Annotated in this window: 6 protein-coding genes; 1 reads left to right on the top strand and 5 read right to left on the bottom strand. The window is 44.5% G+C overall.

Translation table 11 applies throughout. The features are described 5' to 3' along the window. Positions 1-184 precede the first annotated feature (184 nt). The gene (locus ACULLH_RS17330; protein ID WP_454090019.1) at positions 185-742 is read right to left on the bottom strand and encodes an REP-associated tyrosine transposase; all 558 of its coding nucleotides are present in this window, start codon (positions 740-742) and stop codon (positions 185-187) included. Positions 743-1590: 848 nt separating this feature from the next. On the opposite strand from ACULLH_RS17330, the gene ACULLH_RS17325 reads away from it, so the two are divergent. Next, positions 1591-2280: a hypothetical protein gene (locus ACULLH_RS17325; RefSeq protein WP_454090018.1), complete on the top strand. Its 690-nt coding sequence runs from the start codon at positions 1591-1593 to the stop codon at positions 2278-2280. 130 nt (positions 2281-2410) lie between these two features. On the opposite strand, the gene ACULLH_RS17320 is transcribed toward ACULLH_RS17325, so the two are convergent. The 4 genes from ACULLH_RS17320 to ACULLH_RS17305 all read right to left on the bottom strand — a co-directional run bounded on the left by ACULLH_RS17320 (position 2411) and on the right by ACULLH_RS17305 (position 13601). Next, entirely contained in the window at positions 2411-2725 is a 315-nt protein-coding gene (locus ACULLH_RS17320; RefSeq protein ID WP_454090017.1) for a hypothetical protein, read from the bottom strand. A 68-nt stretch (positions 2726-2793) separates the two neighbouring features. After that, positions 2794-8529 carry a DUF6443 domain-containing protein gene (locus ACULLH_RS17315; RefSeq protein ID WP_454090016.1) on the bottom strand — a complete coding sequence of 1912 codons (5736 nt, stop codon included), beginning with the start codon at positions 8527-8529 and terminating at the stop codon, positions 2794-2796. A 12-nt stretch (positions 8530-8541) separates the two neighbouring features. Next, positions 8542-12051, bottom strand: a complete 3510-nt coding sequence (locus tag ACULLH_RS17310) for a hypothetical protein (RefSeq protein ID WP_454090015.1) — start codon at positions 12049-12051, stop codon at positions 8542-8544. Next, the gene (locus ACULLH_RS17305; RefSeq protein WP_454090014.1) at positions 12048-13601 is read right to left on the bottom strand and encodes a fibronectin type III domain-containing protein; all 1554 of its coding nucleotides are present in this window, start codon (positions 13599-13601) and stop codon (positions 12048-12050) included. Before ACULLH_RS17305 ends, ACULLH_RS17310 begins: the two co-directional genes overlap by 4 nt. Positions 13602-13737: the final 136 nt, after the last annotated feature.

The following is a 13737-nucleotide window of genomic DNA, read 5'->3' as shown; positions in this document are numbered from 1 at the left end:
TGGAAGGTTAAATGTGGAGGGTAAACGATAAGGAGAAAAGTCCCTCGCTACCACCAGTTTGCCCCCGCTACCGCCAGTTTACTTCGGCAGGCTCAGTACAGGTGCAACTGGTGGTGTGTAGATTATTCTTTAAATGTGAATAGATTCCCCCGCTACCGCCAGTTTGCAACTGGTGGCATTTTAATCAACCTAAAAAACCTATTTCATCGACCTCTAAAATAGTTGAATCTCCGTTAAAATTCCGTGCGCTACTGTATTTCCAATCCTCCGGGTTGACCACCAACCCAGAGTTCACAGGATTGTTATGGATATAATCCAGTTTTTGTTTGATGACCGCAGGACTCCATAGTTCAATGGGCTTGTTGTGGTGTTGCCAAAACTGTTGTTTCTCAACGTTTTTCTTTTTTTGGGCTGCCCGTTCAAACATTTCAAGTAGCCACTCCTTTCTGCTCTCCTGTGGATTTTCTCGAATCATTTTTAATACTTCTTTGGAAGTATGTCTTTTGAAATCCCGTAGCAATCCGGAAGGGTCATTGTTTTTCGAACGAAACATCAAATGGATATGGCTTGGCATAAAACAATAGGCAAAAAGTTCCATGCCTTTTTCTTTTCTGCAATGAGCAATGCTGTTTGCCAAGACATCGAAATATTTCTGTCTTGTGAACACATCAATCCAATAGACCGTGGCAAAGGAAACAAAATACACTCCAGCCTGATTGTGGAACTTGTAGTTTCTGCTCATGCGGAAAAGATAACCGTTCCTTTTTTCACCCTCCGGTCTAAATTAATCTATGTATGCTATCAATTCATAACTGTTGTGTCTAGAGCAAATGTAAAAGCCACAACCTTCGCCGTGGCTCTTTCTTTTTCATTTTATCGCTTACTCGGTACGCCACTAGACATAGTCTAGCGGGAGCGGGGGCAAAAGATAACCGTTCCTTTTCACTCTCCGGTCTAAATTGATGTACGGATGCCATCAATTCATAACTGTTATGTCTAGAGCAAATGTAAAAGTCACAACCTTCACCGTGGCTCTTTCTTTTACATTTTATCCCTTACTCGGTACGCCACTAGACATAGTCTAGCGGTAGCGGGGGCAAAAGATAACCGTTCCTTTTCACTCTCCGGTCTAAATTGATGTACGGATGCCATCAATTCATAACTGTTATGTCTAGAGCAAATGTAAAAGTCACAACCTTCACCGTGGCTCTTTCTTTTACATTTTATCCCTTACTCGGTACGCCACTAGACATAGTCTAGCGGTAGCGGGGGGAAAAAACAGCAGCTCAAAATGAACTGCTGTTGTTGGTTTTCAAGACCACTAGTTAAAAACTAGCGGTAGCGGGGGGCAACGAATTCGTCTTCGTTAAGATAATCGGCAGTTGGAGTTGAATAACAGAAATAACCAACTGACACAAAATTTTCTATAGTACAAGTGTAGTATAGTAGATTGTTATACCTAAGTACTCTACGTTTTTCAGCTCAAAGTCATTATTTCCATTATTCCTTGTATGAGCTAAATCCAAACCTGTTAACTTTACAGAAATCAAAAAACAGTCAACGATTAAAACAAAATTTCCAAAGGTTGCCTTGATATCACTTATTTTTTTGACTGTTATTGTAGTAGTGGTCAAACTGAAGTTTCTCCACTACAATCTGCTCTTTCCAATAGTACTTATTATCACAATTGCTTTTATCTTAAAGAAATGTATTCTATCCAAAGATTATAAATTCTTCTTTATTGGATTATTAGTATTGAATTTTCTTTGCTTGGTTGTTCCTGATAAGATGGTTTATAAACTTCGAAAAAACCATAGATACTTTTGGTCCGAAAAACCTCTGAATCTTTCCCATTTTAAAATAGTGGTGAATACTGAAACTGATACTACAGCCATGGTACATCCTACTTTAATTGGTGAAATAAGTAAAGTATACAACTATCCTCCGGCGATACTTTTTACTTCGGACCAAATAGGAATATCATGGATTGATACAACTTCGTTTGACGATTCGCCTGAAGGTAAAAAAGCATTACAAGAATTGTTTGAGCATGAAAAAAGGCATTTGGATATAAATGAAATCTATACGAGAAAGGCTCAGGACAGTATTGACCAAATGCTATTTTCGTCGTACATGGAAAAATATAGAGTGATTGATTACTTTTTTGAAATCTCGGATAGTATCCAAGATGTTTTTGATGTTGAAACAAATCATGGATTGGATGAAGAGCAGTCTGAAAAATGGAATGCTTTTGTAAAAGAAGAACTTCATTACAAATAATAGGTGTTTAGCTCCTCCTCTTAACCATCCAAAAAGGGTAGAGGGGTTGGGGGAGGGTGAAAAAACAGCAGCTCATTATGAACTGCTGTTGTTGGTTGTATTCTAAATTACTAGTTAACATATTACTTTATCAAGTAATGTCCAATACTGTTACATCTTTCTTCTGAAGAATAAAACTTGCCCACGAAACATAGTCCCATTTAAAATTACCATTGGATATACCAGAGAAATCAAAATCTTCCATATCAAAGTTTTCCGGTAAATCGACAGACCAAGAAGTTGATATTTTAGATATTTTATCCAGTACTTCAAAAGTAATGTCTTGTTGATTTTCGCTTGATATATCTTGGGTTATTTCCAAATTGAAGAGCGTTTTATCCTTCCAATATAATTCTAAGGAAACTTGCTTCGAATTTACCAAAACACCCAAAATTGTTTCGCTCATCTTTCTTGCCTTTGATTGATTCGTCGTTCTGAGGAATAGTCTCAAATAAATCTCCTTTGCCATAAAGTTTAATGAGTTATTTTACCTTTCAAAGATACATTTAAATGTTTGCCATCCCTAGATAAATGGCCCAACTGAGCTTTTCCTTTAGCTGACAGTTGAACGTCCCATTCGAACGCTTCACCCGCAGTTCTTGAAGGTCCTTTTTTCCATACATTTCCAAATTTGTCAACATAACCCCCATTTTTCTTAAGGATCTTTCCATTCAATATATCAACTTTTCTAGGGATAAATCTTATCTTTCCGGTAATAGGAAGTTTTAATAATTTAACCAGCCTTCGAGCAGAGATGAGCGCTTTAACACCCATAGCCAATTTTACTCCAGCACCAGCACCATTAATATACTCAAAAGGAGAATGGTAAGAAGGTGTCGGTATTTCATAAGCAATAATAGATAATTGTTCTGCTTCTGCTTTTGCTTCCTCCGCTCTTCCTTGTGATGTTTTACCAGTCTTTAAAGTGGCCAATTTATCCAATATCAAAGCATTTTCATTGATCTCTTTCCAATAGGCTTCATTGGCTTTGGTCTGCTCGCTTTTCTCTCCTTCAACAACAACTTCGTCCAATACATTGATATGGTTTTCTTCATTGTCCCGATAATCATCATATAACTCATCTTCGGGACAAGCAATTTGATTTCCGTTAGCATCGTAGCAATACCCCCCATCTGGATCAAAAGAGACAACCGGATTGTTACCCATAGCCAAATACGGAGAATCGAACTGCTCGTACGGATCAGTGGTTACAAACCTTCCAATTGCAGCATCGTAGTGTCTCAACTCAAACTCATACATGTTGTAGTCCAAAGATTCGTTGAGTTCTTGTTGCTGATACTTCCACCGATTCGCAACACTGTTCCCCAACTCAGAAACTGCATCATTGTACCCTTTGTGCTTAAGGCCAAAGGGGTAGTAGTTGTTTTCCTCCACAATTTCCGTGGTCAAAGGGTCGTTGGTCACATCTATATCACCATCACCGTTACCATCAGAAAAGCTTAATCTAATGTTGCCCAAATGGTCTTTGTATTGGTACACATAATTGTAAGACCCCTCGACTGCGCTCGGGGTGACATAGCCCTCGGGCTGGTCAAAAAACTGCAGTGTAGTAGATGTTGTATTCCCCGAATACACGTAGTTGCCGGCATATTCTGTCACAGAACCTTCCGCGGTCTTTTTTAATTTGGTGCCCACGGCATCGTAAATATACGAAATTGTGCCCCCTGGCAAGGTCACCGAGGTAGGTAGGTTTAAGTGGTTATAGGTAATACCATCAGCTTGTATGCCCTTGTTTAGGTCCATGGTCATGTTACCATTGGCATCATAGGCATAGTCATCACCAGAATTGGTGCCATCGGTAAAACCTTCGGCACTTCCACTGGCATCCGCAACGGTTCGCAAACGGTTACTTATCTCAGTGTTGTGGTAATTATAGGTAAGATTATCAATGACTCCAGCAGCTCCTTGGCGCTGAAGATTTCCAATATTGTCGTTACGGTCATATGTAATATTGGAAACATTGTAGTCCCCATTATAACTTGTGGCATCCGTTATACGGTTAAGCGCATCGTAACCATAATGGTACCATCGCTGTATGTTGTCGTTGGCGGTTTCCCATTCGGTTTCGGCGATATTGCCATTAAAGAGAGCTGTTCCCCCATGGGCAACCGTATTGTAATTGATCCCAAAGTTGAACAGGTCATTGTCGTTGTTGGCATCCTCGTTTATGCTCTTGAGCCATCCCCGAACGTTATAGGTGTAGTCCACCTCTTGTAATGGGGATGCAACGGTATTCCCCACATTCTTTTTGATCAATTGACCTAGATTGTCATACTCGTTATCGGCTATCAACTCTTCCTGTCCGCCATTGCCGGTCACTTCCAATTCTCCGTTGGTAATCTCTGTTACCGGTTCCACCGTAATGCTGTTCTGGGCAGCTTGATCAGTGGTCACCGTGGTATTCTGCAACACCAAGTTTACAGTGCTGGCTGCATCACAGGTTCCGCCCAGCGTCTCGTCACCCACACATTGGGTCTGTTTGAGCAAGCGGCCCACATGGTCGTATTCAAAATTGTCCAAGGTGACAATGGTCCCTTCGACTCCGCTCAGGGTCCTGGTATGGGTGCTGCGTACCCTTGTTGGCCTGGCCACAAAATCGAGTTCAGACTCCACTATATCAACTGTCTCCAGATATTCGTTTTCACTATAGGTATAGATGGGTCTGCCCTTGTCATCATAATAGGTGGCCGTGGTAATCCATTGGGCAGGGGTTTGATCTAACACCTTTACCCTGGTTCCTGTAGCTAAACTTCTAACATCTGTATCTATGTTTTCAGTAAATACGCTGGTAGGTACGGTAGGCCAAGTCCCTGGCACAAAACTATAGCCGTCGTAGTAATTCACGGTCAAAATTTCGGACAGCTGCGCTTCCGTGGTCGATTGTGTCGGATATGCCCCATTGTCATAAAAAATATCAGTTCCGCCAAAATTGGTCTGGCTTCCTTGGCTTACCCAAAGATTACCAGACAATCCGTCCACTTCATCTTGCACAGTAGTTCTCGCTGTTCCAACCACCGAGGTCGCCTTACCTGTATAAGCCACTCTTCCGAAAGCATCGTATTTGGTAAACAGCCACTCACCCGCGGCACGTTGTATGCTATCACGGGTCATAACGGGCTGATCCAATTTGTTGTATACAATATGTTCCCATCCCTTGCCTGGAATCTTTTTCTCCACCAAACGGTTGCGATGGTCATAGACATACTGGTAACCCAGTTCGTCCATGTTGGCATTGATATTGGCCAATGTTGCGCTACTGGCATCCATTTTTGGGGACAGTACATAGGTAAGGTTACCATAATCGTCGTACACGTAATAGGTGTCGTGCGCCTCGACTACGCTCGGTGACCCAACTTCGGCATAGGTGCGCTTGAGCACTACCCTGCCTTGCTTATTGGTGAACTCCTCGGTGGTATGCAGTTTGGATGTGGTACCATCATGGTTTTCATCATAAGTGATATTCTTATAGAGTTCTCCCTCACCATATTCTCCGTTGTTATCGGGCGATACAAGTAAGGTCGGCACATGGGTGTTGCCCGTGTGGTTTAAGCTCACTTGGTATTGTTTTATACCGTCCGCCGATGTATTGGTCACGTAACCGAACTCGATCTCATGACCATTACCTAGGGCCCAATCATTACCGGGAGCTCCTTGTTTAAGTACCCTATTGATCGGGGATGCTTCAAATTCCTTTTCAGAAAAGGGATTGGGGGCATTGGATAGGATATCTTGTCCATAATGCTGCACATAATGGGTATCCGTATCTGCCTCAGCAGTTGTCCGGAAACTACCCAAAGCTGCCAGTGGATCAATATCGGTATAGGGAAGCCACTCCTTTTTTAGTCGCCCGAAATTGTCGTAAGCAATGTGGGTGACAATGTCATCTTTAGCAGTATTTGGTGATTGCGCTATACCAACTTGCTGAAAAGGACGTCCTAGACCATCAAAAAAGGCAATCTGCTGTACTAGTGCATCGTTCTGCGTAAAAAATTGGGCATCTATAACTGACTGGCTCTCTTGTTGGTAGGTTCTGGAATAAACGTAATTGTGGTCTTGTGGGTCGCTGCTAAGGCAATCGCCTTGCAGGGGATCTACCACCGCCGATAATGACACAGGTGATGTACAGCCGTTTTGCGTAGCCGTGACGGTATAGTTTCCTGTCGGTGCGGTGATGGTCCCATTTAATATGTTCACTCCTGCGGATGGTTCCACGGCATAAGTGTACAGGGCGTTGTAGTTGGTTATCGAAAAGGTTCCCATCGGGGATGCACAGGTAGGTTGCGTTACCGTCCCTAACACGGGAACATCGGGTGTTGTTGGCTGTGCACTTATGGTCCTGCTTTCTGAGGCCACCGATGTACAGCTTCCCGAAGAGGCTGTTACGGTATAATCCCCCTCGGGGGCTGTGATCAAACTTCCCGCTATGGTTACACCAGTGGATGGATTCACAGAGTAGGTATAGGAATCGTCATAATTGGTAATGGAAAATGTACCATTGGTATTGGAGCACGTAGGGTCTGTGACAACACTTAAAGTGGGTGTCCCCAGTGCGGAGGGTTGTGGGTCGATAACCATCTGGCTCGAAGCTCCCGAAGTGCAGTCATTCAAGGTTGCTGTAACCGTATAGGTGTTCGGTGGAGCTGTTATGGTATCATTGGATATGGTAACTCCAGTTGGTGGACTTACGACATAGTTATAGGTGTTACTGTAGTTTGTGATTACAAAAGCCCCGTTGGGATCAGAGCAACTGGGTTGTGATATAAGGTTCAATGTCGGAGGGGGCGGTAACGGTTTTACCGTAACCGGCACCGGTATCCTCTGCATGGGAAAATCGCAGCCTAGTGCATTCTTCAATGTACCTCCTAAATAATAGGTTTTAATTCCATTATTGGTTTCATTGTAGTTTACGGCCGGTGGGTTAAAGTTGCTTCCCTCATGAAGCGCAGTTCCTCCCGTAGAAACATCATACCACTCATAAACACTTTCACTTGTGCCGCCTGTAGCATAGAGCGTAAAACTGGCCGGTTCGCACAAGGCGCCATTGTTATCAATAAATCCCAGAACAGGTGTGGTGTTACTTGTAAAAGTGGCCGTTACTTGTTGGCGTGCCGTTTCGCAACCGTTGCGTATGGCGCTCACCCAATAGGTAGCGTTCTGGGTTACTGTTTTTTCGGTGGTGTAAGATGCTCCTCCATTAACTACCGAGTGTGTTGTGGTCCCTGATCCAAACTCACTGGTGTACCATATATGTTGAATATTGGAGTCGGATGGGGAAATACCACTGCTCCTTGCGGTAAGTGCAACGCTATTGGGTGTGGAGCATTGATTTTCCACAGGTTCGAGAGGAACCCACAAGGGGGGAGTGTCATTGACCGTTACGGTTACGGTTCTTTTTTCCCCTTCACAGCCATTGACCGTAGCGGATACCCTATAAGCAGTGCCGTCAACAGGGTTGGTGACCGTATAATTTGCTCCGGTCCCAATAGGGCTATCTGATGCATTGTACCAATTATAAGTAGCCCCACTTATCCCAGAAGCGGAAAGTACGGCATTGCTGCTATCACATACCGCAGGGGCACTAGCATTAGGAGTGCCCGTAACCGGTGGGATACTGGCTACATATACCGATGATGAGCTTGCACTCCATTCACCGCTTTGGTCATCTCTGGCTCTGATATAATGACTTCCAATCTCAGTCGCTTTATATGGTTGAGTTGCATTTACTGAAGCTGATGAATCCGTACCATTGGAATTGGTTCCTTGCCAGAACCACGAAACCCCGGTTGCTCTCGGTTTTAAGGAGTCATTATGGTCTACAGTAAGGGTGGCTTCACCACAGCTAGCGGAATCTATCGTTGGGGTAGCTGGACTTTGCAAGGTAACCGTTACATTGAAAACATCAAACCCAGGTGTTCCACTATAATCCGCCCTTACAAAATAGGTTCCTGCACGGTCCCATCGAATTACTACAGTGGAACCCGTGTTTGAACCGATTATGGTTGCAGCGGCAGGAACGGACCAAGTAACATTGGAAGCTGCTGAGCTAAGCGTATAACCTTCTTCGTCACCTCTTTCCACAGGGCTAGGCCCTAGCACTTGCTGAGACCATGTCGTGGTTGAAAAGAACATTAAAATTATCCCTAGAAAAAGGGAGTACCGTATATTGTTTTGATATTTTTTTGTTATCATTTTTGGCAAGTTTTAGTTCTGGGATTTATAGTGGTACTGATAGTCCGTGACCAGGTTATTGGCACCATCCCTGACCTCTTTAAGGCGATTGAAACTGTCATAGACATAATACATGGTATAGCCCTTTGGATCTGTGACACTGTTTAGGCCAATCAAGGGGTCGTAGGTATAGGTAGTGACAAAAGCACCTGTTGCAGCGCTCCTTATATTATCTAGTGCATCACGAAGAGCGCTCTCTGAGGTATTGTCAACATCTAAATTTGAAGCGTTTACGGCGGCGTTAATTGTAGCTTGGATATTCGTGGCGTCCGCTGTTGTGAAATTCTCCAGCTTTGCAATAGGAACCGTGCCGTTATAACCCCAGACATAATACGTATGGGCAGCGTTGGCCTTGCTGAATTCTATCGGATTCCCGCCGGTATCATAATCGTGGTACACAATACGTTCCTGCATGGGGTTGTTTGAAGCATTATACCCATCTTTTAATGACTTGACCGATTTTGGCAATACTAAGTTTACATCCCAATCTTGATAATCCGTCCTTTGGACGTAGCTGGACAAGATATTGTCGTTGGCATCTCTTACAACGGTTTCCACCTGAACGGGTTCGGCAATGCGATGCAATGGCCCTGTTGTTTTCAAACTATCAATGGCCTGTTTTTCCAAGGTGCTCAAATCAGGGCCTACCAGGAAACTGAGTGACGCAATATCATCAGGGTAGGTGATAGTGGTTTCCTGGACCTGCCCCAGGCTATTAAAGGTCTTAGTGCGTGTAGGTTGCTTGTGCACCAAGTTGTCGTAAAAATATTCCATTGTGGTCACCACGGGGTTTTGGCCATTATCATCGTATTTTGTGTTGATGGTCTTGCTCACGACCTTCCTTCCGATCTCGGTCTCCCCAGCCTTATAACAGAATTGTATACTGTTAAAATCCGTATCCGGATTGTATGGGGCCGTTATGGTCCAACCTGACTCATAGGCTGAATGAAATGGGGAAAAGACAAAGTTTTCTCTAATCTTCAGGGATTCAATAGTGGAATAGATGTTCTCCGTCTTTGCAATGAGCATGTCCGAACCGCTTTCGGTCTTGTACACCTCTTCCATGGAAAGCCTGCCACGTTTCCAGCCACGGCTCTCATAAAAGGAATATTCCTCCGGTCCCGCCAATGCATCGAGAAGAAGGTTTTGGGCACTGAGCGACCACCCATTGCCATCAACAAGGTTCTGCGCAAAAAAATAGCTCCAGACAAAACCGGGATGTTTGAACACCTCCGGCCCGGTAATAGAATTGTAAGTTCTGGTCAAGGGTACCTGTTCATAGTACGAAACGGTTTTCCCATTGTCCAATCCAGTAACAGGGTCATGGTCGTACTCGGTCACCATACCATATTCGATAACAGGCTCACCTCCCAGATTGTTGTTAAAATGTGGGGAGGTGGATATAGTGGGTTTTAAGGAAAAACCTGTGTCTAGAATTGTTTTTCTTATATATCCTCTGTTGCGTTCCGGATGAATTATATTGGGGTCTGCATATTCAAAACGTTTTACCCTTACAGGAACGGATGAAACACCGTCATAACTGGAAATGGTTTTGGTTCTCAAGCCACCCACCAATTTTTCCACCTGTTGGGTACCACTAGGCTCATCCCAGGTTATGGTAAGCGCCATAAGCGAACAGTCATAGGCGGCAAAAGGGCCATAGCCAGTGTCAAAAGCTTTGATGGTATGGGTTCCTGGCTGGAAAGGGACAGGTGTCAGGATGTCCGGGCCAAGATTGTACCCAAAATTGATATCAATGGTCTCGTACCATCCATCAGAACTGTCACTCGGGCCTCCACTGCTGTTCGGTGTCGGACGATAGAAAAATTTGCCGTCCAAGGCCACATAGGAAGCCGAACTACCCTGATAATCCACCGGGCTCATGGAAATATGCAGTTTAATATTCTTTGCCCCAGTTGGTATTGTAAAAGTGGTTTCATCATAATGCGGATAAGCGGGGTCGTTGCACTCTTCCCCGAATGCCCTGACCAAATGGGACCTGGGAACATACACTTGATCCGTTGACAGATACCGGTTGGCCTCATATTCGAATGTGGTATATCCTCCGGTCGGGAAGGTAATTTTTTCAAGCACCCCTGCCTTCATCGTAATCTCGTTGGACGAACGGTCGCCATTTCCAACGACATAATAAACGCTGTTGATAGCTTCCACAGTCGTTTCCGTCTGTGGCAACAAGGTGCCCATATTGGTATTGGGATGGCCCCAGGCATCCTGTGCCGTGGTACATCTTATGGGCAATTGCGTATTGTTGTATTCAAAACTGTGCACTTGGCCGTCATTGGGCGAAGCTCCACGATACATCATCAAGAGCTTGAGGGACCTTTCCCGACTGTTAATCTGTCTTGCGGTGTTGAAGAATATGGGAGCGATCTCAAAGTCACGAGAGAAATTCCCACCTGAACGCACAAACTCCCCATATGTAAAATGATACTGGTCAACTAGTTTGTCGTTGATAGTGCCATCTTCGAAATAAACCATTATAGAATCCAATTTATAGTCATCCTCCAAGTCGGGGCGCCCAAATGAAGATTCAAAGTCTATATGGCCATTATCAAAGATGATTGATTCAAGGGTCTGTCTATCAATCTGAGAAAGTTCCCGGTAGGGAGCCTTTAAATCCAGGTTGGGATCATAGGGGGACGAACTGGGATTCACATAAACCGACTCTCCCGCAGGGTCGGTATATCCCTGAACCAACGTCTGCGATTTGTACCGAAAAGAAATGCTATCTTGTCTGTCACTGGATACCAACTCGGTAAGGTACCATGCCGAGACATAATCAAGGGTGTAATTGGGATTGCTGTGTCTAGTGACCTCAGTGGCCACGATATTGTCACTTGTTGTGCCAAAAATAAGTAAAGTACCATCTTCCAGGGTCACGTGCATTTCATCGGCCGAGATCACTTCAACTCGTATCGGGCTACCATCCTCAAATTTGGCCTGACCACTATCGGGGTCAAAATAAAAACTACCGCCAATACCAAGGGCACTGAGCACATACTGGTCAGGGGCGGTATCTCGCAATCCCTTCACCGCTCCCAGCATATAATCGTAGTTAGCCTGAGTAAAAGCGGCATTTTGTAAATTGGGGATACTGGCATTATATGTTATGTCCGGGAGTCCCTTGGTGTTTCTGATAATAGCACCGCCAGCATTGAGCGACCAACCAAGGCCCACCCATGAAGCAAGATCATTCAGCTTGACCCCAGAGGTATTATAGGTAAGAGATATTGGCACATTAAGCCCATTTTCCGATAAATTATAGATGGGGACACTGATATTCGATGTGCCAAGGTTTTTATTGACAGGGTATAGACCAAAACTTCCTAAGCTGGCTGCATTTGGAGATACGGGATGGTAGTCGGGAAGGTTAAAGGTCGATTGTTGTGCCTGAACCATAAATATTCCCAAAAACAATAGTTGCGTAAAAGCCTTTATGGCCTTGGATAAGTACTTAATCATAGTTTATCTTTTTCGAGCTTGATGATTCTTTTTTCCATTTGCCTTTTGTCATTTTCCAGTTTCAGGATATACAGGGTAAGCTCTTCTATCTTCTGCAACAATAACCTATCCATTTCGCCCAGTTCTACACCATTGGTCTTCACTTCCTTGGCCGAGGGGATGTTTGGCAGATGCCCTTTTTCATTGATATGTTGTTGGATCTCTTCCAGTGTGGGAAGGTCATAGCCTTCCTTAAATACATAGTCCGGCCAAGTATCTTGGTCCACCCTTATTTTGCGGGTTCGGATATCACCGTCCACGGCAAGCTTATAGCCCGATGGTACCGAACTTGTGCCAATGGCAACTTCCCCTGTGTGGCTCAAGGTAGAACCGCTTTCCGCCCAAACTGAGCTTCCACCCCCACCGGATGCAGCATCCGTGGTCACCGGTACGGCGGTACTCTGAGCGCTTTCGTTTCCGGCAGCATCCAGGGCAGAAACGGTAAAGCTGTAAGCAGTGCTGGCCGAAAGTCCATCAGCTTGGTATGAAGTTGCATTGACATCGCTGGCCATTATGGAGCCGTCACGATAAACATTGTAGCCCGTAACGCCAACATTGTCCGTGGCCGCGTTCCAGGAAAGGTCAACGGTGGTGTCGGTCTGTCCCGAGCTGTGCAATGCCGTTGGGGCGCTGGGGGCCTGTGTGTCCGGAGCGCTGTTCGTGGTTACCGATATCGAATTGCTGTCCGCACTTTCATTTCCCGCAGCGTCCAGTGCGCGTACAACAAAATTGTAGGCCGTGGAGGCACTGAGCCCAGTTGCCTGGTAGATGGTCAACGGGATATTGTTGGCGATTTCCGTACCGTCCTGATATACATTATACCCGGTGACCGCAACATTATCCGTGGCGCCATTCCATGAAAGATCTACAGTGTTCTCAGAATGTGCAGTGCTCGACAATGTGGGCGCAGTGGGAGCCTGGGTATCGGTTGCACCTATCGGCATTACGGAAAAATTGTCTATAAATACATGCTCTCCCGCAAGTGCAGGTGAACCTGGATAAACGTTCATTCCTATGGTAGTCCCCGAGGCGGTAACGGTTTTGGAATATTGTGCCCAACCCGAACTGGTTATTTGGATCTTTTGGTTTTCAACGACCCCACCACCGGCCCAGTAGAGCGCCGGGTTGGTGGTACTGGCACTCTTGGCGTAGAACGATACTACATATTGCTCTCCCGCGGTGGTTGGAAAACTGTATGAGCTGTAGTTCCAACCACCGTTGGTTGATTCAATCCTAATACTATATGTTCCGGCATATGCGTCGGTATTTACCGAACTTCTCGACGCACTGCCTCCCCATCCCGAGACCGAGTTGGCCTCATTGGCAATGCTGGCCGCATTTGAATGGGTGTGTAGTTCTTGGGAATTTGCAGTGTTACAAACGAAAAATAGGGCCAATACAAGGCCAAGTGAAAAAGTGTTTTTCATGTCATTGGATTTAAAGGAATGTGTTCTATAAAGTTTTAAAAAAGAATTGCTATTTACTGGTGGGGTAGGTTTGGTTGGTGTCATTTGGGAAGATTAGTATTGATGGTTAGAATATTTGTGAGGTTTTGTCTTACAAATTAAATAATAAATGATTATACATTATGAATATATTCTGTTATACATAAGAAAAATCAAAATATTATTTGTGAAAAATACTATA

Source organism: Flagellimonas sp. 2504JD4-2 (assembly GCF_053642935.1).
Note: the sequence above shows the minus strand (reverse complement) of the source record. Positions and strands in the feature narration are given on the sequence as shown.

Bases quoted from the DNA above. Each gene is read 5' to 3' on its own strand.
- ACULLH_RS17315 (WP_454090016.1), bottom strand. From the start codon at position 8,529: ATGATAACAAAAAAATATCAAAACAATATACGGTACTCCCTTTTTCTA.
- ACULLH_RS17305 (WP_454090014.1), bottom strand. From the start codon at position 13,601: ATGACACCAACCAAACCTACCCCACCAGTAAATAGCAATTCTTTTTTA.
- ACULLH_RS17330 (WP_454090019.1), bottom strand. From the start codon at position 742: ATGAGCAGAAACTACAAGTTCCACAATCAGGCTGGAGTGTATTTTGTT.
- ACULLH_RS17310 (WP_454090015.1), bottom strand. From the start codon at position 12,051: ATGATTAAGTACTTATCCAAGGCCATAAAGGCTTTTACGCAACTATTG.
- ACULLH_RS17320 (WP_454090017.1), bottom strand. From the start codon at position 2,725: ATGAGCGAAACAATTTTGGGTGTTTTGGTAAATTCGAAGCAAGTTTCC.